Source organism: Streptomyces sp. CB01249, from assembly GCF_001905735.1.
GTDB lineage: Bacteria > Actinomycetota > Actinomycetes > Streptomycetales > Streptomycetaceae > Streptomyces.
This window is the reverse complement of sequence record NZ_LISW01000002.1, coordinates 1,131,803-1,155,629: the sequence shown is the minus strand read 5'-3', so window position 1 is coordinate 1,155,629 and position 23,827 is coordinate 1,131,803. Positions and strand designations below refer to the sequence as shown.

Below are 23,827 nucleotides of genomic sequence, written 5' to 3'. Positions count from 1 at the left end.
ACCCATGGGTGAGGTGCCTCCGCGATGACGACCGTGTCCGAAAGCGACCTGCAGACGCTCCGCGACGCACTCGGCCCGCTGCGCGGGCGCGAGCAGATAGCCGAACGGCTCCTGGAGGCGTCCGCCAAGCACTCCTTCGACCCCGACAAGGAACTCGACTGGGACGCTCCGCCGGAGGACGGCAAGTGGTTCTGGCCGCCCGAGCTGGTCTCGCTCTACGACACCCCGCTGTGGCAGCGGATGTCGCACGACCAGCGGCAGGAACTGGCCCGGCACGAGGCCGCGTCCCTCGCCTCGCTCGGCATCTGGTTCGAGATCATCCTCATGCAGCTGCTCGTCCGGCACGTCTACGACAAGCCCCCGACCAGCAACCACGTCCGCTACGCGCTCACCGAGATCGCCGACGAGTGCCGGCACTCGATGATGTTCGGCCGCATGATCACCTGGGGCGGCGGGCCCACGTACACCGTGCCGCGCCGCTACCACAACATGGCGCGCGTCCTCAAAAGCGTGTCCACGACGCCCGGTTCGTTCGCCGGGACGCTCCTCGGCGAGGAGATCCTCGACTGGATGCAGCGGCTGACCTTCCCCGACGAGCGCGTCCAGCCCCTGGTGCGCGGAGTGACCCGCATCCACGTCATCGAGGAGGCGCGGCACGTCCGTTACGCCCGCGAGGAGCTGCGCCGCCAGATGGTGACCGCGCCCCGCTGGGAACGCGAACTGGCCCGTGTCAGCTCGGGACAGGCGGCCCGGGTCTTCTCCGTCTGCTTCATCAACCCGCAGGTGTACGAGAACGTCGGGCTGAACCGCCACGAGGCGGTCGCCCAGGTCAAGGCCAGCGGACACCGGGCGGAGGTCATGCAGACGGGCGCCAGGCGGCTGACCGACTTCTTCGAGGACATCGGTGTCCTGAACGGGGTGGGACGCCGCCTCTGGAAGAGCTCGGGCCTGCTGGCGTGACCGTGGGTGCGCTTAGGGGGTCCGGCGATTGAGGGGCGGGAGAAGGAGCGGGGCTGGGTGCGTGCAGCTGCAAGGCGGAGGATTGAGCCATGGCGGAGCCATGGTGATTGACGACAACGCCGCAGATGCGCGTACCCAGCCCCGCGACGCCGCCCCTCAATCGCCGGACCCCCTTAGGCTGGGTGTCATGACCCCAGCCGCCGCCGCGCCGCCCGGCCGCGCGTACCGAAGACTCAGCGTCGAGGAACGCCGCACCCAGCTGCTCGGCGCGGCCCTCACGCTCTTCGCGCACCGGTCCCCCGACGAGGTCTCGCTGGACGAGGTCGCGGCGGTGGCCGGGGTGTCGCGCCCGCTGGTGTACCGCTACTTCCCGGGCGGGCGGCAGCAGTTGTACGAGGCGGCGCTCCGCTCGGCCGCCGAGCAGCTGAAGCTGTGCTTCGCCGAGCCGCCCGAGGGCCCGCCGACCGAGCGGGTGACCCGCGTCCTCGACCGCTATCTGGCCTTCGTGGACGAGCACGACGCCGGTTTCAGCGCCCTGCTCCGGGGCGGCAGCGTCGCCGAGACCTCCCGGACGACCACCATCGTGGACGAGGTGCGGCGCGCGGCGGCCGAGCAGATCCTGTGCCACCTGGGCCACGACGAGCACAGCGAACCCGCGCCCCGGATGAGCATGATGGTGCGTACCTGGATCGCCGCGGTCGAGGCCGCCTCGCTGATCTGGCTGGACGAGGGCAAGCGGCCGGACGCCGCCGAGCTGCGGGACTGGCTGGTCGACCAGTTCATCGGCCTGCTGGCCGTCACCTCGTCCTCGGACCCGCAGACCGCGGCCGCCGTGGCCGCGCTGCTCCCGCTGGAGACCGCGGAGGGCCCGGCCGGGCGGCTGGCGGACCGGCTGGCCCCGCTGACCGCCGTGGCCGCGCATCTGCTGCCGCCGGACTGATCGGTCAGACTGACCGGGTGAGAAGTGAGAACACCGCCTTCGTCGGCGGCCCGCTGGACGGCCGGGTCCTGCCCGTCCTGACCGGCGCGACCGGCCACCCGCCCAAGTGGTACGAGGTCCCGGTCCCGGACGCGGCCGGCGGACCGCCCACGGTGTACGCGTACCGCCGGACCCCGGCCGGCCACACGAAGCGGCTCGGCATCCAGCGGGGGTGGGTCTACGAGTACGCCCCCGAGGGGCGCGAGCGGCCCCGGTGGCCTTGGTCGAAGCCGGGCGGCAAGCGCCAGGAACCGCCCCATTAGGGCCTGCCGTCCCGCTGCCGTCGTCGCCCGGAGGGCGGCCGGGCGGCGTCTGGTGCGTGCGATCGCAAGGCGCCGGGAAGTCCTCGTAGCGGAGCTACTAGGGCTTTTCGGCAACGCCGCGAGCGTGCGTGCCAGGCGTCGCCCGGCAGGCGGCAGCGGGACGGCAGGCCCTAAGATCGAACGTCTGGTCCCTGGGGACGGGACGGGGACGGTCACAAGGGGGGATGCGCCATGGAGGCGCCGCGTCAGGACGAGCCACGCCGTTTCGGTCCGTACACCGTGCTGGCCCGCTTGCGTGAGACGGCCGCCGCGGTGCAGTACCTCGCGCACGGTACGGACCCCGCCGGGCTCGTCGTGGTCACCGCCGCCCGGCCCGGGCTCGCCGCCTCGCCCGCCTTTCGCCACCGCTTCGACGCGGAGGCGCGCCTCGCGGGCCGGGTCGCCGGGGGCTGGGTGGACGGGCCGCTGGAGGCCCGCGCGGACGGGGCCGACGCGCCCTGGACCGCCGCGCCGTACGTCCCCGCGCTGACTCTGGCCGAGGCCATAGAGGCCGCCGGTCCGCTGCCCGGGCGTGCCGTGCGGATACTGGGCGCGGGCCTCGCCGAGACCCTGTCCCGGGTCCACGCCACCGGCGCCGTGCTGCACGGCCTGGCGCCCGGGACCGTGCTGCTCGCCGAGGACGGCCCCCGGCTCACCGCCTTCGGCCCGCTGGGCGCGGCGGCCGAGGCGTCGGCGGGCCCGGGCGGGCGGCTCTCCGTACGGCTCGGCTATCTGACCCCGGAACAGCTCGCGGGCGAGGAGGCGGGCCCGGCCTCCGACCTCTTCGTGCTCGGCCTGCTGCTCGCCTACGCGGCGACCGGGACGACCCCGCTGGCGGACGGCCCTCCGGCCGAGGCCGCCGACCGCATCGCGCAGGCCGCCCCGGAGCTCGGCGGGGTCCCCGACGAGCTGCGCGACCTGATCGCCCGCTGCCTGGCGAAGGACCCGGCCGACCGCCCCTCGGCGGGCACGGTGGCCGCCGACCTCGCCCTGGAGGGCGCGTCCGCCCTGGCCGCGTCGGGCTGGCTCCCGGAGGAGCTGGCGGCGGTGGTGGCCGAACAGGGCGCCGAGGCCCGGCGGCTGGCGGCCGCGCCCGAGAATTCCGTGTCCATCAAGAACGCGTCTGTGGAGAACCCCGTGTCCGATCAGTATCCGGTGTCCGACGAGAACCCCTCGGGCGCCCGGGGCGCGAGCGCCCCGAAGTCGTACGGGGACGTCTGGGACGCCGTCGCGCCCGCGCCCCGGCCGGCGCCCGAGCCCGATATACAGGACGCCGTGCCGCCGCAGCACGAGCCGACTCCGGTGCCCGCGTGGCAGCAGCCGACGGTCGCCGGGGGCAGCACGGTTCCGGACGCGTCCGGCGTGCCGGACACCCGCACCACGCAGCTCGGGGCGATCGGGCAGCCCGCCCAGCAGGGGCAGCCCGCTCCGTGGCCGGACCAGTCCGCGTACGGGTACCCGCAGCAGCAGCCGCAGCCCCCGTACCAGCACCAGGCTCCCCAGCCCGTCCCCGTACCGCTGCCGCCCGCGCCCATCCCGAACGTCGCACCGCCCGCCGAGCCCCGGCGCTCCGGGCCCAGCCGGCGCGGGCTGCTGTTCGGCGCGGTGGGCGGCGTGGCCGGGCTGCTGGTCGGCGGCGGGACGCTGTACGCGTTGACCTCCGGCGACGATGACGACAAGCCGGGCCCGGACCCCAAGCCGGCGCCGACGTCGGGCGGGCCCAGCGTGGCGGGGTCCGCCCCGCAGCCCCAGTGGGTCTACAACCACCCGGACTCCGATCCGCTCCCCCGGACCGCCGCGGTCTGGAAGAACCGGCTGCTGGTCCTCACCGACGACAGCCAGGCCAGCGCCGTCGATCTGCGGACCGGCCGCAGGCTGTGGCAGAACGCGGACGGCGCGAAGGGCCAGGCGGCGCTGGCCGCGGGCGACGAGTTCTGCTTCGTCGCGACGCCGACGGAGTTCCTGTGGCTGTCGGCGAAGGACGGCAAGGCCGCCCACCGGGTCCCGTTCTCCGACGGCTTCCAGGGCGTACCCGGCATGACGATCCGCACGCTGATCGGGTCGGAGGGCGCGACCATCTGGTTCACCGGCTCGCACCGGACCACCGTGAAGGCGCCGAAGCCGAAGAAGGGCCAGAAGCCCGGCAAGGACCAGCAGGTCGTCAAGTCCTACCTGTTCGGCTACGACATCGTGCAGCGCAAGGAGCTGTGGCGGACCCCGGTGCCCAACGCGGTGGGCCCGATCGCGCCGGTGCTCCGCCTGATCGCGATCCGGCCGGACGCCGTCGTCGTACGGCAGGAACGTCTGACGCTCACCCCGGCCGACCTGAAGGCCGCGAAGAACAAGGGCGTCTTCCGCAGCTACGACCGCAAGACCGGCAAGGTCCAGTGGACCCGGCAGTTCGGCAACGTCAACCTCGGCGGGGCCGCGGTCGGCGACAAGGACGGCATGCTGTACGCGGCCGAGGGCAGCGGCCTGCGCGCCTTCGAGACCCCCGGCGGCAAGGCCCGGTGGACGCTGAAGGCCACCACGAACGGCTCCGTCTTCGGCCCGTCGCTCGCGGCGGGCGACGTGCTGTACACCACGAACCGCAACCACATGGTCGGGGCGGTCGACCGCAAGAGCGGGAAGCCGGCGTGGCAGCGTTCCACGGAGGCGGCGGGGACCGGCTCCGCCGTGCTCTCCGTCAGCTCCACCGGCGACACCCTGCTCGCGGCCGACACCGGCCAGGTCACCGTCTTCTCCACCTCGGACGGCAAGCGGCTCTGGAAGTTCCAGGACATCGGCGACCAGGGCCCGGAGGGCGAGACCGTCAACGCCGGCTACCAGGTGCTGACGTACGACAAGACGGCGCTCGTCCGGCGCGGCCGCAACGCGTACGCCTTCCCGGTCGCCTGACGGCACCGCCCGGCCCGCCGCCCGCCGCCTTCCGGGCGAATCCGGAAGGCGGCCGGGTGTCGCCACGGCCGTGGCTTCTTGCATCGCCCCGTCGCACGGGTGAGCGTATGGACGCATTGCGCTCACTCATGGGGTAGTCGGACGATTCACCCCGGTTCCGGAGGTGATGTCGTGTCGTCGGGCACCCTGGTGCGTTCCCTCGGTACGGCGGCGCTGGCCGCCGTCGTCGTGGTCTCGCCGGCCACCGCCGTAGCGGCCCCCTCGCCCCCGCCACCCGCACCCGGCGCTCCGGCCGCCGGGGTCGCCGGGCTGCTGACCGAGTTGCAGCGCCTCTACCAGCAGGCCGAACAGGCCACCGAGACCTACAACGGCACGACGGCCGAGCTGAAGAAGCGGGCCGCGCAGGCGAAGAAGCTCGACGCGGCCCTCGTCACCGCACGCCGCTCGCTGACCAAGGGCCGGGACGCCGCCGGGCAGCTGGCCCGCGAGCAGTACCAGGGCCGGTCCGAGCTCTCCGCGTATCTGCGGCTGCTCCTGATGCGCGACCCCGAGGCCGCCCTGACCCAGGGCCAGGTCATCCAGCGCCTCGCCGCCGGGCGGATGGCGGCCGTGCAGCGGCTCGGCGCGGCCGAGAAGCGGGCGGACGCACTGGCGAAGGAATCCCGCAAGGTGCTCGCCGAGCAGCGGACCCTGGCCGCGCGGAAGAAGAAGGACCGCGACACCGTACGCACCCGGCTGAAACAGGTGGAGGCGAAGCTCGCCTCGCTCACCGCGGACCAGCTCGCCGACGTCTCGGGGCTGGAGCGGAAGAACACGGACCAGGCCCAGAGCGCCCTGGTGGCCTCCGGCGCGCTCTCCTCGTCCCGGCCGCCGACCGCCCAGGGTGGCCAGGCCGTCGGGTACGCGGTCCGGCAGATCGGCAAGCCGTACGTGTGGGGCGCGGAGGGTCCGGGTTCGTTCGACTGCTCCGGGCTCACCTCGCAGGCGTGGGCGAGCGCCGGCCGCGTCATCCCGCGTACCTCGCAGGAGCAGTGGCGGCAGCTGACCAGGGTCCCGATGAACGCGCTGCGCCCCGGCGACCTGGTGGTCTACTTCCCGGAGGCGACCCATGTGGCGCTGTACATCGGCAACGGCCTGGTGGTGCAGGCGCCCCGCCCCGGCACCAGCGTGAAGGTCTCGCCCGTGGCGTCCAACCCGGTGCTCGGCGCGGTCCGGCCCGACCCGGACGGCACGCCGCTCACCTCGTACCAGGGCCCGGAGCTGCCCAAGGGGGCGACGGACGGTTCGGACGAGGGGTACGGGGCCTCTGCGGCCCCGGCCACCTGAGCGGCCGGGGCCGAACAGCACGTCAGGCGGCCGGGCCCGCCACCGAGGCGAGGTAGGCGTCGGCCTTCTCCGGTTCGAAGAAGAAGTTCTCGAAGTCGGCCGGGTCGTTGAAGCCGTTGGCGAAGCGGTCCGCGACCGGCTGGAGCTGTCCGGCGGCGCCGATCAGGTTCAGCACGTGCTCCGGCGGGACGCCGAGCATGGCGTTGGTCCACTTGGTGACGTGCTGGGCGGTGTTCCAGTACCGGTCGAACGTGGACTGCATCCACGCCTCGTCGAACGCCCGGTCGCCGTGCTCCACGATCGCGTCGAGGTAGGCGGCGGCGCACTTGGACGCCGAGTTGGAACCCTGGCCGGTGATCGGGTCGTTGGCGACGACGACGTCCGCGACGCCGAGCACCAGGCCGCCGCCGGGCAGCCGGCCGACCGGCTTGCGGACGGTCGGGGCGTAGCGGCCGGCGAGGGTGCCGTTGGCGTCGGTCAGCTCGACCTTGGTGGCGCGGGCGTACTCCCAGGGCGTGAAGGTCTCCATCAGCTCCAGGGTCTTCGCCAGGTGCTCGGAGGGGTCCTTGATGCCCTGGAACGCGTCGAGCGGACCGCCCGGGACGCCCTCCCAGAACAGGATGTCGGCGCGGCCGGACGTGGTCAGGGTCGGCATCACGAAGAGCTCGCCGACGCCCGGGACCAGGTTGCAGCGGACCGCGTCGAACTCCGGGTGCTCCGGGCGCGGGCCCATGCCGTGGACGTAGGCGACGGCCAGCGCGCGCTGCGGGGCGTCGAACGGCGAACGGGAGGCGTCCCGGCCGAACATCGAGACCAGCTCGCCCTTGCCCGCCGCGACCATCACCAGGTCGTAGGTGCGGGAGAAGTAGTCCAGGTCGGAGACGGCCGCGCCGTGGATGACGAGCTGTCCGCCGCGCTGGGCGAAGGTGTCCATCCAGCCGGCCATCTTGACGCGCTGGTCCACGGACTGGGCGTAGCCGTCGAGCTTGCCGACCCAGTCGACGGCCCGCGAGGAGTCGGGGGCGGCGACCGAGACGCCGAGGCCCTCGATGCGGGGAGCCTGGGACTCCCAGAAGTTGAGCTGGAGGTCCCGCTCGTGCTGGAGCGCGGTGTGGAACATGCACTGCGTGGACATGACCCGCCCGGAGCGGATCTCGTCGGCGGTGCGGTTGGACATCAGGGTGACTTCGTACCCCTTGGACTGAAGTCCCAGGGCGAGCTGGAGCCCGGACTGACCGGCTCCGACTATCAGTATCTTCCGCATCGCGGTTCTCCGTTGTGTGTGATCAGAAAGGCTCTAGGCCGGGGTGGCGTCGAGGGCGTGGCCGACGAGGGCCAGCAGGGACTCGACCACCGTGATCCTGTTGCGCGCGTCCATGATCACTATGGGCACGTGCGGCGGTACGGTCAGGGCCTCCCGGACGTCCTCGGCCTCGAAGCCCGGCGTCCCCTCGAAGTGGTTGACGGCCACGATGTACGGCAGTCCGCAGCTCTCGAAGTAGTCGAGGGCGGGGAAGCAGTCGGCGAGGCGGCGGGTGTCGGCCATGACGACGGCACCGATCGCGCCGCGCACCAGGTCGTCCCACATGAACCAGAACCGCTGCTGGCCCGGGGTGCCGAACACGTACAGCACGAGGTCGTCGTCCAGCGTGAGCCGGCCGAAGTCCATGGCGACGGTCGTGGTGGCCTTGTCCGGGGTGGCGCTGAGGTCGTCGGTGTCCTCGCTGGCCCGGGTCATCAGGGCCTCGGTCTGCAACGGGGTGATCTCGGAGACCGCGGTCACGAACGTGGTCTTGCCCACGCCGAAGCCGCCCGCGACCACGATCTTCGTGGCGATCGGGGCCCGGGTGCGGTCCAGCTGCCAGGGCTGGAGCTGCTCCTCGGGCTGCTCCTCCGGGCCGGGCTGCCGCGGTGCGAACAGCGACTCAGAGACGGCGGAGTCCATCGAGCACCCTTTCGAGCAGTGCGCGGTCGGGCTGGCCGGTGCCGTGCCCGGTCCCGTACACGCGGATCTTTCCCTGGTCGGCCAAGTCGCTGAGCAGCACCCGGACCACGCCGAGCGGCATCTTCAGCAGCGCCGAGATCTCGGCGACGGTACGCATCCGGCGGCAGAGCTCGACGATGGCCCGGAGCTCCGGCATCAGACGGGTCGCCAGATTGCCGTTGGTGAGTTCGCGGCGCTCCTCGGGGGCCTCCAGCGCGGCGACGAACGTCTCCACCAGCAGGACGTGCCCGAAGCGGGTGCGGCCGCCGGTCAGCGAGTACGGGCGGACCCGCGCGGGCCGTTTGCCGGCCCCCCGGACGGGCAGTTTGCGGGCGGGTCCGGCTGCGGCGTGGCTCACTGGGCGCTCTCCATCGATTTGCGCAGCTCACTGCGGAGTTCGGGGGTGAGTACGTGTCCGGCGCGGCCGACGAACAGCGCCATGTGGTACGCGATGACGCCCATGTCGCAGTCGGGGGCGGCGTGCACCCCGAGCAGCGACCCGTCGCTGATCGACATGACGAAGACGCTGCCCTCCTCCATGGCGACCATGGTCTGCTTCACGCCGCCGCCGTCCATCAGCTTCGCGGCGCCGACGGTGAGGCTGCCGATGCCGGAGACGATGGTCGCCAGGTCGGCGCTGGAACCGCGCGGTCCGCTCTGCGGGGCCGCGGGCTCGGCGGCGTTGTGGTGGCCGGGGTCGGAGGACAGCAGCATCAGCCCGTCGGACGAGACGACGGTGACCGAGTGGACCCCTGGCACCTCCTCCACGAGATTGCTCAGCAACCAGTGCAGGTTCCGGGCCTCGGTGCTCAGCCCGAATGTGCTGGGCGCAGTCAACTGCGTGCCTCCTCGACTGTGTCCCCCGTCTCTCCGGTCCGGCCGTCGCTACGGCCTGCCGGCTCGGCGTGCTCGGTACGTGTGGGGCTCGCGCCCTCGGCGAGTTCGGCCTCGACGTCGCGGCGGCCGTCCCTGGCGCCCTGCTGGAAGCCGCCGAGCCTGCGCCGCAGGGCCTCCTTGTCGACGCTGCCCCGCCGCTCGGCCACGGGCGCCCCGGCGGGCCGCACGACCTTGGGCGTCCGCTTGGGCAGCCCCTTGTCGGTAACGGTCTCCCCTTCGGGCTTACGGGGGGCGGGGACGGTCTCGGCGGGCTGCGCGGGTTCCGCGTGTTCCGCTGCCGCGGGTGTCACGGGGGCCGGGGCCTCGTCGGCGGCGCGCTCGTGGCGGTCGGGGCCGATGGCGTACGGGTCGGCGGCGGTCGTGTCCGCCGTCTGCGGCGGGCGGGGCAGGCGGACCTGGAGGGTGCGCTCGGGGTCGGCCTCGGGCTCCGGCTCGGGGGCGGGCTCCGGCTCGGGGACCTCAGGGGTCACGTCGGCTTCAGGGGCCTCCTGGGCCTCCGGCGCCTCGACGGCCTCAGGGGTCACCGGCGCCTCCGGCGCCACGGGCGGCTTCGCGGCCCCCGCGAGGGCCCGTTCCGCCGCCGCGATCATCGGGTCGTCCGAGGTGGAGGCGGTGCGCCCCGGCAGGGTGTTGGAGTTGGCCTCGGCCACTGAGCCCGGCAGGTTCAGCGTGGGCGCGTCGCCCGGGGCGGTGACGGGCGGGGGCGTCGCCGCCGGGAGGGCCTTGGGCAGCAGGGCCTCCGGGAGGACGACGACCGCGGTCACCCCGCTCCCCTTCTGCTCGCGCAGCTCCACGCGTACGCCGTGCCGGGCGGCGAGCAGCGAGGTGACCTGGAGACCGAGCCCGGCCCCGTCCGCGTTCTGCTCGCCGGCCTCGAAGAGTGCCGGGTCCGCCAGGCGGGTGTTGAGCTCGCCCATCCGTACGGAGGACATGCCGATGCCCTCGTCCTGCACGGAGAGCATCACCTCGCCGCTCTCCAGGAGCCAGCCGGAGAGCTGGACGTGGGAGTCGGGCGGGGAGAACGAGGTGGCGTTCTCCAGGAGCTCCGCGACCAGGTGGCTGAGGTCGTCGGCGGCGAACCCGGCGACCTGGGCGTTCGGCGGCAGGGACTGGATGGTGACCCGCTCGTACCGCTCGATCTCGCTGACGGCCGCGCGCAGGACGTCGACCAGCGGGATCGGCCCCGGGTGGCCGTGTCCGTGGTCCGCGCCCGCGAGGACCAGCATGTTCTCGCTGTGGCGGCGCATGACCGTGGCCATGTGGTCGAGCTTGAAGAGCGTGCCGAGCCGTTCCGGGTCCTGCTCGCGCTCCTCCAGGGACTCGATGACGCCGAGCTGCCGTTCGACCAGGCCGAGGGTGCGCAGCGAGAGGTTGACGAAGGTGTGGTGGACGGTGTTCTTCAGCTTCTCCAGCTGGGCCGTCAGGTCCGCCGCCTGCACCTGCAGTTCGGCGCGCTGCACGGTGAGCGCCTCGCGTCCGGCGAGCAGTTCGGCGCGCTCGGTCTCCAGGCTCTCGAAGCGCGCGTTGAACTGCTGGAGCAGCTCCCGCAGGCGGCCGTGCAGGGTGTTGATGGAGCGGACGGTCTGGGCGAACTCGTCGTTGCGGCCGGTGTAGCGGACCGGTTCGGCGGTGGCGGGTTCGGCGGCGAGGCGGGCGGCGCCGATCCGGAGCACGGCGAGCGGCTGGGTGAGGGTGCGGGCGACGGCGGTGGAGACGGCGACCGCGACGAGGAAGCAGGCCCCGAGGAGCGCGATGCGCAGTTCGAGGGCGGTGACGTCGTCGTCGCGGAGCTCTTCGAGGCCCCGGACCTGGGCGGTGCCGAGCGCGGACTCCACGGAGCGCATCCGGTCCACGCGGGCGGCGAGGGCCGCGGCGACCTTCTTGTCGCTGACCTTCAGGTCGGAGTCGGACAGCTCGGGGCGGTCGGTCAGCTCGGCGAGGTACTTCTCGGCGCTGTTGACCTCGGGCCCGGTGACGGTGGAGGACAGCTTGTCGCGGGCGGTGGCGCCGGCGGACTGGTCGAAGTCGGCGAGCGCGGAGAGTTCACCGACCCGGGCCTGCTGGGCGGCGGCGCTCAGCGCGTTCCGGGTGCGGTCCTCCTTGGTCTCGCCCTCGTCCTCGCTCTGCACGGGCAGTCCGGTGAACGGGTCGATGCGCGGCGGCGCCGGCTCCGGGCGGGGCACCGCGAGCGCGGCGAGCAGCAGCCCCCGGGCGGCGGACGCCTCCTCGGTGGCCCGGCCGAGCGCCTGCGGGGTGCGGGTGGCGTCGGCGGCGCGCGGCGGGGTGGAGCGGGCGAGCTCGTCGGCGAGGCCGTGGAGTTTGGCGATGACCTCGGAGTACGCCCGGTGGGCCTCCAGGGCCGTGCCCTTGCCGCTGATCGCGTCGCGGCGCAGGGACGGGATGGTGGACAGGTCGCGCAGGAGGTCGGCCGGGGCCGCCTCGCGGATCTCGTCCACCTGCTGGTCGACGCGGGCGCCCCGGTTGCCCGGCTCGCCCTCCCGGCCGCCCGCGATGTAGACGGTGACCTCGTCGCGCTCGTCGGCGAGGGAGTGGGCCAGGGAGATCGCCTGCTGGTTCAGCTCGGCGAGGGTGACCAGGTGCTGCGAGTCGGTGAGGTCGGACGAGGCGGCGAGCACGGCCGGTGTCCCCGCCGCTATGGCGGTGATCCCGACGACGGCGACGCCCGCGACCAGCCGGCTGCGGACGCGCACACGGCGACCGCCCTCGGCCTGGGTCGTCGGCGCCGCCTCGGAACCGCTGTTGCTGCCGCCCTTGCTCCGAGGCCGCTTCTTCTGCACCGGTGCTCGCAATCTCGACTCGTCCGCCCTTGAAGCAGAGGTGACGCACGGTCACATGAACGAGCGTCCCGCCCCCTGGTACGGCTCCCGACCATTCCAGTGCTTTTCAGGAGGGGGCGCGCATCAACCGCTCCGCCACACGAACGAGTGAACAACACTCCCGAGTTGGCGAACAAGTCTCCCCAGCGGGCCCCGGCGCCATGCGTGGACACCGGCTGGAACTTCCGCCCGGGCTTTGGCAGGATGCCCGCCCGCACCTCGGTGCGGAGGGATTCCTTCCGCCTCGGCCACCCTTCTGACCTGCTGGTACACACCAATCTCGGTGCGGTGCAGGCACGGTGAAGGCATCGTGCAGACTGGCCGTATGCGTATCGAACTCGCGACCGCCCCCGGCACTCCGGACCGCCCGAACGAGGACTGGACGGCCTCGGTCCTCCCCGCCTCCGGTCGGGGCGGCGGGCTGGTGCTGCTGGACGGCGTGACCCCGCCGATGGGCGACACCGGTTGTGTGCACCCGGTTCCGTGGTTCACGGCCCGGTTGGGCGGGGCCCTGGTCGAACTGTCCGGTTCGCGGCGGGATCTGACCTTGCGGGAGATCCTCGCGGAGTCCATCCGGCGCACCGCGGACGCCCACCGCTCGACCTGTGACCTTTCTCACGTGCGTACGCCACAGGCAACCGTCGTCGTGGTGCGTTGGGACGAGGCCGAGGTGGAGCACCTGGTGCTGTCCGATTCGGTGCTGCTCCTCGCCTCGCCCGACGGCGGCGTCCGCGCGGTCCTGGACGACCGGCTCGACCGGCTGCCCCGGGAGTTCCTGGTCTCGGACGCGGTGGCGGACGCCCGGGCGCGCAACAAGGAGGGTGGCTTCTTCACGGCCGCCGCCGACCCGGCCGTGGCGGAGCGCGCGGTCACCGGGCGGACGCCGCGCGCCGGGGTGCGGGCCCTGGCCGCGATGACGGACGGGGCGAGTCGCTGGACGGAGATGTTCGGCGCGGGCGACTGGGCGGAGTGCCTCGGGATCCTGGAGAAGGAGGGCCCGCAGGCGCTGATCGACCGGGTCCGCGCCCTGGAGGACGCGGACACGGAGCGTAAGCACCTCCGGGGCAAGACCCACGACGACGCGACGGCTGCGTACGTACGGCTGTAGGCGGCTGCGGGCCCCTCCCCGAGCCCTCAGTCCTCGGCGCTCGCGTTCAGCTGGTGCAGCAGGCGGGCCAGTTCCGCGACCTCGGCGCGGTCCCAGTCGGCCAGCTTGCGAACGTAGCGGTCGCGGCGGGCGTCGCGGACGCTCCGGAAGCGGGCGAGCCCTTCCTCGGTGAGGTGCACGAGAAACGCGCGCCCGTCGGCGGGATCGGGCTCACGCGCGACGAGGCCGAGCGCTTCCAGGGCGCGGAGCTGGCGGCTCATGGTGGCCTTGCCGACGCCGAAGTAGGCGGCGAGATCGGTGGCCCGCTGCTGGCCCGCGGATTCCAGGCGTACGAAGAGGCCGTAGGCGGCCGCCTCCAGTTCGGGGTGCACCTCGCGCGCCATCTCGCCGGAATTGGCCCGCGCCCGGCGCAGAAAGACGGCCAACTCCAGCTCCAGGGCCAGGAATTCGTGGTCCACACCACTTCCCCCGGCAGCGCCGGGTTCACGTCCGCTTTCGCTCCCGTGCACGTCAACTCCCCTCAAGAGCTTTCCCGAAGATGAAAGTTTCTTCCGCCGACGGCCATCACCGCAGCTCCGCCAGTATTTCGCAGGAGTAGACCAACGGCGCCGCCCAGGCCCTCTTCCGCCGCACGGGTCTACGTGCGTAGCGTCATGCATGGCATGTCCACACCATGGCATGCCGCCGGGGTCGCCGTGCGGCGCCTCCCGGGTCGGCAGATCCCCCCACCGAGGTCTCGGAGGCACGCAATGCCCGTGCACAGATCCGGCTCCACGAAGTCCCGCCGCTCGCGCTTCGCCGCGGCCGGCACGCTGCTCGCAGCCCTCTCCCTCCTCATCGCACTCCCCGGCGCCTCGAACGCCGCAGGCGGTGACCCCACCGCGCCCGCGCGCGGCACCGCCACCATGGGCATGGGCGTCGTCGCCCACGACGGCAAGGGCGGCCTGCCCGTCGAGGGCCGCGCCGCCCAGACCGAGGGCGTGGACGTGGCCAGCTACCAGGGCAACGTCGCCTGGTCGACGCTCTGGAACAGCGGCGTGAAGTGGGCCTACACCAAGGCCAGCGAGGGGACGTACTACACGAACCCCTACTTCGCGCAGCAGTACAACGGCTCGTACAACGTCGGGATGATCCGCGGCGCCTACCACTTCGCCACCCCGGACACCACGAGCGGCGCCGTCCAGGCCAACTACTTCGTGGACCACGGGGGCGGCTGGTCCAAGGACGGCAAGACCCTGCCGGGCGTGCTCGACATCGAGTGGAACCCGTACGGCGCGCAGTGCTACGGCAAGACCGCGGCCCAGATGGTGTCGTGGATCCGTGACTTCGTGAACACGTACAAGGCGCGCACCGGGCGCGACGCGGTCATCTACACCGCGACCAGCTGGTGGAAGGACTGCACCGGCAACAACGGCGGCTTCGCGACCACCAACCCGCTGTGGGTGGCCCGCTACAACACCACGGTCGGCGAGCTCCCGGCCGGCTGGGGCTTCTACACGATCTGGCAGTACACGTCCTCCGGTCCGACGGTGGGCGACCACAACCACTTCAACGGCGCCCTCGACCGCGTACAGGCACTCGCCAACGGATAGCGGCGACAGCCTCCCCGTACGGCGCGAAGCCCGGTGACGTACCCCGTCGCCGGGCTTCGTCGCGTCCCGGCCACCCCACTATGAACCCGGTGTATACATCGCAGGTATAGTCGCCGTCCCAGGTCGCACACCAGTGCGTTCGTTCACCAGAGGGAGTGGCACGCCGTGCCCAGTAAGAGGAAGTCCATCGGTACGGGGTTGGCCGTCGCTCTTGTGACAGCGCTCACGCTCACCCTGAGCGGCTGCACGATGGAGACCACCGCGCCCGGCTCGGCCCGCGACGACGCCGCTTCGGACGCCAAGGCGCCGATGGGCCCGGTGGACTGCCGCAAGGCCAAGTGCATCGCCCTGACCTTCGACGCGGGACCGGCCGAGGACACGCCCCATCTGCTGGACATCCTCAAGGAGAAGAAGGTCCACGCGACGTTCTTCCTGCTCGGCAAGAACCACGTCAAGAAGCACCCGGAGACCGTGCGGCGGCTCGCGGCCGAGGGCCACGAGATCGCCAACCACACCTGGTCGCACAAGATCCTGACCGACCGGAAGCCGGCCGAGATACGCGCCGAGCTGGAGAAGACGCAGAACGCCATCGCGGACATCACCGGCAAGAAGCCCCGGCTGATGCGCCCGCCGCAGGGCCGCACCGACGACACGATCTCCGGCATCTGCAAGGACCTCGGGCTCTCCCAGATCCTGTGGAGCGCCACCGCCAAGGACTACTCGACCAACGATTCCGCGCTGATCAGGAAGCGCATAGTCGACCAGGCGAGCAAGGACGGCATCATCCTGCTGCACGACATCTACAAGGGCACCGTGCCCGCGGTCCCCGGGATCATCGACACCCTGAAGAAGCAGGGCTACACCTTCGTGACGGTCCCCCAGCTGATGGCCCCCGCCGAGCCGGTCCCGGGCACGATCTACCGCCCGTAGGCACGGCCGTACGCGGAACGGCCCGCGCGCCCGGGCCGTTCCGCGTCCATGGCTCCCGTTACGCCGCCTTGGCCGCCGGAATCCTGTGCTCCGCCGTGGCCGGGGCCAGGGCGATCTCCAGGACCTGGCGGACGTCGGTGACCGGGTGGACCTCCAGGGTCTCAAGCACCTCGGCCGGGACGTCGTCCAGGTCGGCCTCGTTCCGCTTGGGGATCACCACGGTGGTGACGCCCGCCCGGTGCGCGGCCAGGAGCTTCTGCTTCAGGCCGCCGATCGGCAGCACCCGCCCGGTCAGCGAGACCTCACCGGTCATCGCCACATCCGTGCGGACCAGCCGGCCGGAGAGCAGCGAGGCCAGCGCGGTCGTCATCGTGATGCCCGCGCTCGGGCCGTCCTTGGGGACCGCGCCCGCCGGGAAGTGGATGTGCACGCCCCGGTCCTTGAGGTCCGCGACCGGCAGCTCCAGCTCCGCGCCGTGCGACCGGAGGAAGCTCAGCGCGATCTGCGCGGACTCCTTCATGACGTCGCCCAGCTGGCCGGTGAGGGTCAGCCCGGACGCCCCGGTCTCCGGGTCGGCGAGCGACGCCTCCACGAAGAGGACGTCCCCGCCCGCCCCGGTCACCGCGAGCCCGGTGGCCACACCCGGCACCGACGTACGGCGCTCGGCCGGGTCCTGGGCGGACTCGGGCACATGGTGCGGGCGGCCGATGAGACCGCGCAGGTCGTCCGCGCCCACCGTGAACGGCAGCTCGCGGTCGCCCAGTTCGCTCTGGGCCGCGACCTTGCGCAGCAGCCGGGCGACGGCCCGCTCCAGATTCCGTACGCCGGCCTCGCGGGTGTACTCGCCGGCCAGCTTGCGCAGCGCCGGTTCGTCCAGGGCGACCTCGTCCTTCTCCAGACCGGCCCGTTCCAGCTGGCGCGGGAGCAGGTGGTCGCGGGCGATGACGACCTTCTCGTCCTCGGTGTAGCCGTCGAGCCTGACCAGCTCCATGCGGTCGAGCAGCGCCTCCGGGATGGCCTCCAGGACGTTGGCGGTGGCCAGGAAGACGACGTCGCTGAGGTCGAGCTCGACCTCCAGGTAGTGGTCGCGGAAGGTGTGGTTCTGCGCGGGGTCGAGCACTTCGAGGAGGGCGGCGGCCGGGTCGCCCCGGAAGTCGGAGCCGACCTTGTCGATCTCGTCCAGGAGGACGACCGGGTTCATCGAGCCCGCCTCCTTGATGGCGCGCACGATGCGTCCGGGCAGCGCCCCGACGTACGTACGCCGGTGGCCGCGGATCTCCGCCTCGTCCCGGACACCACCGAGCGCGACGCGGACGAACGTGCGGCCCATGGCGTGCGCGACGGACTCCCCGAGCGAGGTCTTGCCGACGCCGGGCGGCCCGACGAGGGCCAGCACCGCGCCGCCGCGCCGCCCGCCGACGACGCCGAGGCCGCGGTCCGCCCGCCGCTTGCGCACCGCGAGGTACTCGGTGATGCGCTCCTTCACGTCCTGGAGCCCGGCGTGCTCGGCGTCCAGGATCTCCTGGGCGCCCTTGATGTCGTACGCGTCCTCGGTGCGCTCGGTCCAGGGCAGTTCGAGGACGGTGTCGAGCCAGGTCCTGATCCAGGAGCCCTCGGGGCTCTGGTCGGAGGCGCGCTCCAGCTTGTCGACCTCCTTGAGCGCCGCCTCGCGGACGTGCGCGGGCAGGTCGGCGGCCTCGACGCGGGCCCGGTAGTCGTCGGACTCGTCCTCCGGATCACCGTTGAGCTCGGAGAGCTCCTTGCGTACGGCGTCGAGCTGGCGCCGCAGCAGGAACTCGCGCTGCTGCTTGTCGACGCCCTCCTGGACGTCCTTGGCGATGGACTCGGCGACATCCTGCTCGGCGAGGTGTTCGCCCAGCCACTGGATCGCCAGCTTCAGCCGGGCGACCGGGTCGGTGGTCTCCAGGAGGCGGACCTTCTGGGCGGTGGTGAGGAAGGGCGAGTACCCCGAGTTGTCGGCGAGCGCGGAGACGCCGTCGATCTGCTGGACCCGGTCCACGACCTGCCAGGCCCCGCGCTTCTTCAGCCAGCTGGTGGCGAGCGCCTTGTACTCCTTGACCAGTTCGGCGACGGACCCGGGGACGGGGTCGGGGACGGATTCGTCCACCCGGACCCCTTCGACCCAGAGGGCGGCGCCGGGGCCGCTGGTGCCCGCTCCGATGCGGACCCGGTCGCGGCCCCGGATGAGGGCGCCCGGGTCACCGTCGGAGAGCCGCCCCACCTGTTCGACGGTGCCGCGGACACCGATCCCGGTGTACGTCCCGTCGATGCGCGGGACGAGCAGTACCTCGGGCTTGCCCCCGTCCTCCCGGGCGGCGGCCTGCGCCGCCTCGACGGCGGCGCGCACCTCGGTGTCCGACAGGTCCAGCGGCACCACCATTCCCGGCAGCACGACCTCGTCGTCGAGCGGCAGCACGGGCAGGGTGAGCGGTGTGACGGCAGTGGACTCAGTAGCCATGATCTCCCCTTCGGCAGTCAAGTTGAGCTATACCGGCTCAATGCTTGTGAGCCCCGCAATGTTCCCCCAGGGTTGTTCGCTCTGAGCGATCAGTCGTCGACCGGCGCGGCGGGCGTTGTCAGTGGTGCCTGTCACGATGCGTGGAGATCGATCCACCAGGGAGACACATATGGGTACGTGGGACGTGGGCCCGTTCGACAACGACACCGCCGCCGACTGGTGCGGAGGGCTGGACGACGCCGCGCCGGAGGCGCGCGAGGGGATGGTCCGGGCCGCGCTGGCCGAGACGGCCGGCACCACCGACTACCTGGACTCGGACGTGGCCAACGAGGCGATAGCGGCCGCCGCCCTGGTCGCGGCGCAGTGCCCCGGGGGTGCCCCCGCCGACTCCGCGTACGGCCCGGACGAGCCCCTTCCGGACCTGACCGGCCTGCGCGAACTCGCGCTCAGGGCGCTGGACCGGGTCCTGACGGAACCGTCCGAGGCGCTGGAGCTCTGGGAGGAAGCGGAGGACGGGCCTTGGCACACGGGGATCAACCAGCTGCGCGGGACGCTTATGCCCCGGCCCTGAGCGGCCTCGATATTCCGTGGAACGGCGGCACCGCGCCGGACAGGATGGCCGCATGACCGAGACCCCGCTCCCCGTGCAGGCCTTGATCGTCGTGGATGTGCAGAAGGACGGAGTGACCGGCGCGGGGGCCGTCCCCGGGGCCGATGTGCTGCTGGACCGTACGGCGGTGCTGCTGGCGCGGGCCCGGCGGGCGGGCGCGGTCGTCGTCCACCTCCAGAACGACGGCGACCCCGGGTCGGGCGACGAGCCGTTCACGCCGGGCTGGGCGCTGCATCTGCCGGTCGTGGACGGCCCCGCGGAGTCCGTGATCCGCAAGACCTGGGACGACGGCTTCAAGGACACGGACCTGGGCGCCGTCCTGACGGACGCGGGCGTGGAGTCGCTGGCCGTCTGCGGCGTCATGTCGGAGATGTGCGTCCAGGCGACGGCCCGCACCGCCCTTGAGCTGGGCTACCGGGTCGTCCTCCCGTACGACGCCCACGCCACCCACGACGTCCCGGCCGCGCCCGGGATCAGCGCAACGGTGCCCGCCGCCGTCGTCTCCCGGGTCGCCGCCTGGGCGATCAGCGCGGACGCGGACGTCACCACGGCCGCCTCGGCCGTACGGTTCACGGCGCCGCCCGGGGCGTGAACCGGGCGGCGGGCGACCGCCGATAGAGGGGGTGTGAGCGACTTGCGCCCCTCGGGGGACGACCGGACCGACGAGGCACTCCTGCGTGCCGTCGCGCAGGGGGACACGGCCGCCCTGGCCGCGTTCTACGACCGGCACGCCGGCTGGCTCCTCGCCCGGCTGAGCCGCCGCTGCCCGGACGCGGAGACCGTGCGGGAGGTCGTCCAGGACACCTTCGTGACGGTCTGGCGCTCCGCCGCCGCGCACCGGGGCGCGGAGGCGGGCGGCTGGCTCTGGGTGATCGCCGCCCGCCGCCTGGTCGACGCGCAGCGCACCCGGGCCCGGACGGAACGCGCGACGGCGGCCGGGCAGGCGGGCGACACCCGCTGGACCGCCCCCGCGCCCTCCGCCGAGGACCGCGTCCTGGCCGGCCTGGAGTACGGGGACGTGGGCGCCGCGCTCGACCGGATCTCGCCGGAGCTCCGGGAGGTCCTGCGCGCCACGGTGGTCGACGGTCTCACCACCAGGGAGGCCGCCCGGCTGCTCGGCATACCCGAGGGCACGGTCAAGACCCGGGCCATGCGGGCCCGCCGCGAACTGCGCGCCGCCCTCGACCGGCTGGTCGCCGAGAGCGGCCCCCTGGGAGGCACGACATGACGACCTGGCACGTGACGGACGAGCTGGTCCTGCGGTACGCGGAGGGCACGGCCCGCGAACCGGACGCCTGGTCCGTCGAGAAGCACGTCGAGTCCTGCACGGGGTGCGCGGAACGCGTGTCGGCCGCCGTACGCGACCGGGGCTCCGGAGCGGCGACGCTGGACGCGATCCGGGCGGCGGTGCTGGCGGAGGCGGTTCCGGTGCCCGGCGGCGCGGGGGCGGGACGTCCGGTGACCCGCCTCGGCGCCTGGCGCGGCCGCGCGCCCGGGACCGGGCCCGCGTGGCACCGCCTGCCCGGACGCCACCGCTTCGGCCGGGTGCTGTGGGCGGCGGGGCCCGCCTTGCGGGGACCGTGGACCGGGGCCCTGGCGCTCGTGGTGTGCGCGGCCGTCGCGCTTGCGTACGGCGGCGGACTCGGTGGTTCCGTGCGGGCCTTGCTGCTGCTCGTCGCGCCCGTGCTGCCGCTCGCCGGGGTCGGGGTCTCGTACGGGCGTTCCGCCGACCCCCTGCACGAGATCATCGCCACCTCCCCCGGCGGCGGGCTGCGGCTGCTGCTGACCAGGACGGCCGCGGTGCTCGGGGTGACCGTCCCGGTGCTCGCCCTGGCCTGGGCGGTGCTGCCCGCCTCGGCCGGCGGCCCGGGGCCCCTGGCCTGGCTGCTGCCCGGGCTCGCCCTGACCCTCGCGGCCCTGGGGATCGGCTCGTACGTCGGCTGCCGCACCGCGGCCCTCGTCGTCGCGGCGGGCTGGGCTGCCGCCGTCACCGTACCGGCGCTCGACACCTCCCCGTCCGCACTGCTCGACGGAACGCCGACGGCGCTCCGCTACTTCGCGGGGCTCCCCGCACAGGGCGCCTGGGCGGTGGCGGCCGTGCTCGGCGCGGCGCTGCTCGTCCTGCGCCGCCGATCCTTCGACCACCTGGAGACGTCATGAGCGCGAACAGCACCGTGGAGGTGACCGGGCTGACGGTCCGGCACCGCCGCAGGACCGCCCTGGACGCCGTCGATCTCGCCTTCGGGCCCGGAGTGCACGGACTCCTGGGCCCCAACGGGGCGGGCAAGACCTCGCTGATCCGGGTCCTGTCCACGGCCGCAGCGCCGGACGCCGGGCGGATCGAGCTGCTGGGCGCCGACGTGGGCGCGGCGTCCGACCACCGTGCCCGGGCGGAGGTCCGGCGCAGGCTGGGCTATCTGCCGCAGGAGTTCGGCCACTACGCCGGGTTCACCGTTCGCGAGTTCGTCGCCTACGTGGCGTGGCTCAAGGAGATGGACGGGGCGCAGGCGGCCGCCGCCGTGGAGCGCGCGGTGGACCGCGTGGGCCTCGCCGACCGGATCGACTCCCGGATGAAGACGCTGTCCGGCGGCATGGTCCGGCGCGTCGGCATCGCCCAGGCGATCGTCAACGAGCCGGAGCTGCTGCTCCTGGACGAGCCGACCGCCGGGCTCGACCCGGAACAGCGGGTCGAGTTCCGGGCCCTGATGCGGGACCTGGGGAAGGACGCGACGGTCATCCTCTCCACGCACCTGGTGGAGGACGTGGTGGCGGCCTGCGAGGACGTGACGCTGATCGAGGCGGGCCGCGTCGCGTACCGGGGGACGACGGACGAGCTGGCGGCCCTCGGCAATAACGGCGACGCCCCGGACGTGCTGCACGGCAGCCCGATCGAGCGCGGTTACACGGCGGCCCTGCGCTCCCACCGGGCGACGGCGGGCGCCCGATGACCCTCACCGGAACTCCCGCGCGGCGCAAGGCCCCGGGCCCCGCACTGCGGGCCGAGGCGCGGCGCGGCATCGGCCCGTGGACCGGGCTGTCCACGGCGCTCACGCTCGGCGTGACCATGGCCGGGAAGGCCTACCAGTGGCAGGGCGACTGGATCGAGACCCAGAGGCTCCTGCACACCGGCGCCACCCTGCTCACCGGCCCGCTGGTGGCCGCGGCTGCCTGCTGGCAGGGTGCCCGCGACCACCGGCGCGCCACCGATGAGCTGTGGCGCTCGACGCCGCGTGCGCGGTGGCAGCGGATGGCGGTCGCCGTACTACCGCTCGCGCTGTGGGCGGTCGCCGGGTACGTGGTCGCGCTGGCCGGTTCGTCGGCGGCCACCTGGCCGTACGCGGGCGGCGGGGGCCCGCTCCTCTCGCTCGTCGTCGTGGACGCCGCCTTCCTGGCGGCCGTGGCGCTGCTCGGGTTCACCGTCGGCGTGCTGTGCCGGTGGCGGCTGGCCGCGCCCGTGCTCGCCGCGTTGATGTACCTGGTGCTCGGGGTGCCCAACTACTTGGAATCCTCGACGCAGTACCTGGACCCGGCCGTGCAGTACGCGCTGTGGGACCAGCTGCCCGTGTGGTGGTTCGCCCCCGCCATGGTGGCCTGGACCTGCGGACTGGCGGCCGCCGCGCTCACCGCGGTCGCGGCCCGGCGCCGGCTCGCCGCCCTCGTGCCGCTCGCCGTGGCGGCCGCCGTCGCCCCGCTGATCGTGTCCACGGGCGACGGCATGTTCCGGGACGACCCGGCGGCCCACCACCTCGCCTGCACGGAGGGCAGCCCGCAGATCTGCCTGAGTGGGCGTCAGGAGCACCTGCTGCCCCAGGTCACCGAGGCGCTGTCGGGGCTGACCGGGCGGCTGGAGGGGGTGCCCGGCGCACCGAAGCGTTACGTCGACCGAGAGCCCGTGCAGCACCCCGACGAGTCGTGGGTGCCCACCCCGAATGTCGGCTGGTACCTCCTGCGCGGGCGACTCCAGCACAGGGAGCACTTCGCCTGGCAGGTGGCCATGCGACTACTCGACCGGGACTGCTCCGGTCGCGCGGCGGGATCCAAGAGCTTGGACCGCGTGATAGAGACCGACTCCGCGGTCGCCGGGTGGCTGATCGGTCCCCACGCGGCGCAGGAGACCTATGTTTCGGACTCCCCGGAGCTCCGCCGCCTCGAAGCCATGCCCGACGCCGAGCGCCGCGCCTGGCTGGGCCGCTACATGGCCGCCCGCAACAGCTGCGACCCCTCGGAGGTGCCGGTCCTGTGAGCCTCCCCGTCCTCTATCTCCGCTCCCGCGCCCTCCCCCGTACCGCCGCGGCCCTCGCCTGCACGGCCCTGCTCGCGGCCTGGGCGGCGCACTGGATCCAGGCGCAGCCGACCTTCGACCACAGCGCCCGCGTCCCCGTCCTGGTCCTGGCCCCGCTGCTCGTCGCGTCGGCCATCGGGACGAGCCTGTACGCCCCGGCGGACGAGCTCGACCGGACGGCGGTCCGGCGCTGGTGGCCCCGACGGCTGGCGCACCTGCTCGCGCTCACCGTCCCGGCCGCCGCCGCCCTCGCGCTGGCCGTCCCCGGGCACCCGGAGGCGTTCGGCGCGCCCGGCATGGTGCGCAACGTGCTCGGCGCGACCGGGATCACGGCCGCCGCGGCCGCCCTGATCGGCGCCCGGCTCAGCTGGCTGCCGCTCACCGTGTACACCGGCGCGGTCTATCTGGCCGCGCCGCGCACCCCGGGCGGAGCCGCCTCCGTGTGGGCCTGGCCGATGCAGCCGGGGCCCCAGGTGGGGGCGTGGGCCGTGGCCGCGGCGGCGTTCGCGGCGGGGGCGGCGCTCCACGCCGTACGCGGGGCGCGCCGCGAAGGCGGCTGACCGGGGCAGTCCCCCCGTACGAACTCGCTGGCATCCGCCCGCCCCCGCGCGACAGGATGGCCGGGACAGCCGCCCCGGCCACC

At 73.4% G+C, this 23,827-nt stretch carries 22 protein-coding genes; 15 read left to right on the top strand and 7 right to left on the bottom strand.

Annotated features, from left to right (window positions below; translation table 11 throughout):
• The first annotated feature begins 24 nt into the window (after positions 1-24).
• The 5 genes from AMK18_RS13725 (at position 25) to AMK18_RS13700 (ending at position 6,465) form a co-directional block, all read left to right on the top strand.
• Positions 25-960, top strand: coding sequence for an AurF N-oxygenase family protein (locus tag AMK18_RS13725; protein ID WP_073862992.1), 936 nt, complete (start codon positions 25-27; stop codon positions 958-960).
• Between the two features lie 187 nt (positions 961-1,147).
• Positions 1,148-1,900 (top strand): TetR/AcrR family transcriptional regulator, encoded by a 753-nt coding sequence (locus tag AMK18_RS13720; RefSeq protein ID WP_073862991.1) that lies wholly within the window; start codon positions 1,148-1,150, stop codon positions 1,898-1,900.
• Positions 1,901-1,917: 17 nt separating this feature from the next.
• On the top strand, positions 1,918-2,202 hold the full coding sequence (locus AMK18_RS13715; RefSeq protein WP_073862990.1) for a hypothetical protein: 285 nt from the start codon (positions 1,918-1,920) through the stop codon (positions 2,200-2,202).
• A gap of 231 nt (positions 2,203-2,433) precedes the next feature.
• Complete coding sequence (locus AMK18_RS13705) at positions 2,434-5,139, top strand: outer membrane protein assembly factor BamB family protein (protein ID WP_073862989.1); 2,706 nt, start codon at positions 2,434-2,436, stop codon at positions 5,137-5,139.
• A 171-nt stretch (positions 5,140-5,310) separates the two neighbouring features.
• The gene (locus AMK18_RS13700; RefSeq protein ID WP_073862988.1) at positions 5,311-6,465 is read left to right on the top strand and encodes a C40 family peptidase; all 1,155 of its coding nucleotides are present in this window, start codon (positions 5,311-5,313) and stop codon (positions 6,463-6,465) included.
• A gap of 22 nt (positions 6,466-6,487) precedes the next feature.
• Here the strand turns inward: AMK18_RS13700 and AMK18_RS13695 are convergent, their stop codons facing one another.
• From AMK18_RS13695 to AMK18_RS13675, 5 genes are read right to left on the bottom strand one after another with little or no spacing between them, the layout of a single operon-like run.
• Positions 6,488-7,729, bottom strand: coding sequence for a styrene monooxygenase/indole monooxygenase family protein (locus AMK18_RS13695; protein ID WP_073862987.1), 1,242 nt, complete (start codon positions 7,727-7,729; stop codon positions 6,488-6,490).
• 33 nt (positions 7,730-7,762) lie between these two features.
• On the bottom strand, positions 7,763-8,410 hold the full coding sequence (locus AMK18_RS13690) for a GTP-binding protein (RefSeq protein WP_073862986.1): 648 nt from the start codon (positions 8,408-8,410) through the stop codon (positions 7,763-7,765).
• Positions 8,391-8,807 carry a DUF742 domain-containing protein gene (locus tag AMK18_RS13685; protein WP_018102680.1) on the bottom strand — a complete coding sequence of 139 codons (417 nt, stop codon included), beginning with the start codon at positions 8,805-8,807 and terminating at the stop codon, positions 8,391-8,393. Before AMK18_RS13685 ends, AMK18_RS13690 begins: the two co-directional genes overlap by 20 nt.
• On the bottom strand, positions 8,804-9,286 hold the full coding sequence (locus AMK18_RS13680) for a roadblock/LC7 domain-containing protein (protein WP_018102681.1): 483 nt from the start codon (positions 9,284-9,286) through the stop codon (positions 8,804-8,806). The genes AMK18_RS13685 and AMK18_RS13680 overlap by 4 nt, the downstream gene beginning before the upstream one ends.
• On the bottom strand, positions 9,283-12,144 hold the full coding sequence (locus AMK18_RS13675; protein WP_073862985.1) for a sensor histidine kinase: 2,862 nt from the start codon (positions 12,142-12,144) through the stop codon (positions 9,283-9,285). The genes AMK18_RS13680 and AMK18_RS13675 overlap by 4 nt, the downstream gene beginning before the upstream one ends.
• A gap of 364 nt (positions 12,145-12,508) precedes the next feature.
• Between AMK18_RS13675 and AMK18_RS13670 the strand changes: the two genes are divergently transcribed.
• The gene (locus tag AMK18_RS13670) at positions 12,509-13,291 is read left to right on the top strand and encodes a protein phosphatase 2C domain-containing protein (protein WP_018102683.1); all 783 of its coding nucleotides are present in this window, start codon (positions 12,509-12,511) and stop codon (positions 13,289-13,291) included.
• A gap of 26 nt (positions 13,292-13,317) precedes the next feature.
• Here AMK18_RS13670 and AMK18_RS13665 read toward each other — a convergent pair whose 3' ends face one another.
• Positions 13,318-13,800: a MarR family winged helix-turn-helix transcriptional regulator gene (locus AMK18_RS13665; protein WP_073862984.1), complete on the bottom strand. Its 483-nt coding sequence runs from the start codon at positions 13,798-13,800 to the stop codon at positions 13,318-13,320.
• 240 nt (positions 13,801-14,040) lie between these two features.
• Here AMK18_RS13665 and AMK18_RS13660 point away from each other — a divergent pair, with 240 nt between their 5' ends.
• Both AMK18_RS13660 and AMK18_RS13655 read left to right on the top strand, forming a co-directional pair.
• Complete coding sequence (locus AMK18_RS13660) at positions 14,041-14,883, top strand: lysozyme (protein WP_018102685.1); 843 nt, start codon at positions 14,041-14,043, stop codon at positions 14,881-14,883.
• Positions 14,884-15,132: 249 nt separating this feature from the next.
• Positions 15,133-15,813 carry a polysaccharide deacetylase family protein gene (locus tag AMK18_RS13655; RefSeq protein WP_241836574.1) on the top strand — a complete coding sequence of 227 codons (681 nt, stop codon included), beginning with the start codon at positions 15,133-15,135 and terminating at the stop codon, positions 15,811-15,813.
• A gap of 58 nt (positions 15,814-15,871) precedes the next feature.
• On the opposite strand, the gene lon is transcribed toward AMK18_RS13655, so the two are convergent.
• On the bottom strand, positions 15,872-18,292 hold the full coding sequence (gene lon / locus AMK18_RS13650; protein WP_073862982.1) for an endopeptidase La: 2,421 nt from the start codon (positions 18,290-18,292) through the stop codon (positions 15,872-15,874).
• Between the two features lie 169 nt (positions 18,293-18,461).
• On the opposite strand from lon, the gene AMK18_RS13645 reads away from it, so the two are divergent.
• Genes AMK18_RS13645 through AMK18_RS13615 form a run of 7 tightly spaced genes read left to right on the top strand, consistent with a single transcriptional unit; the run spans position 18,462 to position 23,744 of the window.
• Positions 18,462-18,863, top strand: a complete 402-nt coding sequence (locus AMK18_RS13645) for a DUF4259 domain-containing protein (protein WP_073862981.1) — start codon at positions 18,462-18,464, stop codon at positions 18,861-18,863.
• Positions 18,864-18,915: 52 nt separating this feature from the next.
• Complete coding sequence (locus tag AMK18_RS13640; protein WP_073862980.1) at positions 18,916-19,494, top strand: isochorismatase family protein; 579 nt, start codon at positions 18,916-18,918, stop codon at positions 19,492-19,494.
• Between the two features lie 33 nt (positions 19,495-19,527).
• Positions 19,528-20,130, top strand: a complete 603-nt coding sequence (locus AMK18_RS13635; RefSeq protein WP_020207369.1) for an RNA polymerase sigma factor — start codon at positions 19,528-19,530, stop codon at positions 20,128-20,130.
• Positions 20,127-21,062: a hypothetical protein gene (locus AMK18_RS13630; protein WP_073862979.1), complete on the top strand. Its 936-nt coding sequence runs from the start codon at positions 20,127-20,129 to the stop codon at positions 21,060-21,062. The genes AMK18_RS13635 and AMK18_RS13630 overlap by 4 nt, the downstream gene beginning before the upstream one ends.
• The gene (locus AMK18_RS13625; protein WP_079199279.1) at positions 21,059-21,850 is read left to right on the top strand and encodes an ABC transporter ATP-binding protein; all 792 of its coding nucleotides are present in this window, start codon (positions 21,059-21,061) and stop codon (positions 21,848-21,850) included. Before AMK18_RS13630 ends, AMK18_RS13625 begins: the two co-directional genes overlap by 4 nt.
• The gene (locus AMK18_RS13620) at positions 21,847-23,145 is read left to right on the top strand and encodes a hypothetical protein (RefSeq protein WP_073862978.1); all 1,299 of its coding nucleotides are present in this window, start codon (positions 21,847-21,849) and stop codon (positions 23,143-23,145) included. Before AMK18_RS13625 ends, AMK18_RS13620 begins: the two co-directional genes overlap by 4 nt.
• A complete protein-coding gene (locus AMK18_RS13615) occupies positions 23,142-23,744 on the top strand; it encodes a hypothetical protein (protein ID WP_073862977.1) in 603 nt (200 codons plus the stop codon). The genes AMK18_RS13620 and AMK18_RS13615 overlap by 4 nt, the downstream gene beginning before the upstream one ends.
• Positions 23,745-23,827: the final 83 nt, after the last annotated feature.

Excerpts from the sequence above, each read along its gene's own strand:
- AMK18_RS13725 (WP_073862992.1), top strand. The coding sequence starts at position 25 with ATGACGACCGTGTCCGAAAGCGACCTGCAGACGCTCCGCGACGCACTC.
- AMK18_RS13720 (WP_073862991.1), top strand. The coding sequence starts at position 1,148 with ATGACCCCAGCCGCCGCCGCGCCGCCCGGCCGCGCGTACCGAAGACTC.
- AMK18_RS13705 (WP_073862989.1), top strand. The coding sequence starts at position 2,434 with ATGGAGGCGCCGCGTCAGGACGAGCCACGCCGTTTCGGTCCGTACACC.
- AMK18_RS13695 (WP_073862987.1), bottom strand. The coding sequence starts at position 7,729 with ATGCGGAAGATACTGATAGTCGGAGCCGGTCAGTCCGGGCTCCAGCTC.
- AMK18_RS13690 (WP_073862986.1), bottom strand. The coding sequence starts at position 8,410 with ATGGACTCCGCCGTCTCTGAGTCGCTGTTCGCACCGCGGCAGCCCGGC.
- AMK18_RS13670 (WP_018102683.1), top strand. The coding sequence starts at position 12,509 with ATGCGTATCGAACTCGCGACCGCCCCCGGCACTCCGGACCGCCCGAAC.
- AMK18_RS13660 (WP_018102685.1), top strand. The coding sequence starts at position 14,041 with ATGCCCGTGCACAGATCCGGCTCCACGAAGTCCCGCCGCTCGCGCTTC.
- AMK18_RS13655 (WP_241836574.1), top strand. The coding sequence starts at position 15,133 with ATGGAGACCACCGCGCCCGGCTCGGCCCGCGACGACGCCGCTTCGGAC.
- lon (WP_073862982.1), bottom strand. The coding sequence starts at position 18,292 with ATGGCTACTGAGTCCACTGCCGTCACACCGCTCACCCTGCCCGTGCTG.
- AMK18_RS13645 (WP_073862981.1), top strand. The coding sequence starts at position 18,462 with ATGGGTACGTGGGACGTGGGCCCGTTCGACAACGACACCGCCGCCGAC.
- AMK18_RS13640 (WP_073862980.1), top strand. The coding sequence starts at position 18,916 with ATGACCGAGACCCCGCTCCCCGTGCAGGCCTTGATCGTCGTGGATGTG.
- AMK18_RS13630 (WP_073862979.1), top strand. The coding sequence starts at position 20,127 with ATGACGACCTGGCACGTGACGGACGAGCTGGTCCTGCGGTACGCGGAG.
- AMK18_RS13625 (WP_079199279.1), top strand. The coding sequence starts at position 21,059 with ATGAGCGCGAACAGCACCGTGGAGGTGACCGGGCTGACGGTCCGGCAC.
- AMK18_RS13620 (WP_073862978.1), top strand. The coding sequence starts at position 21,847 with ATGACCCTCACCGGAACTCCCGCGCGGCGCAAGGCCCCGGGCCCCGCA.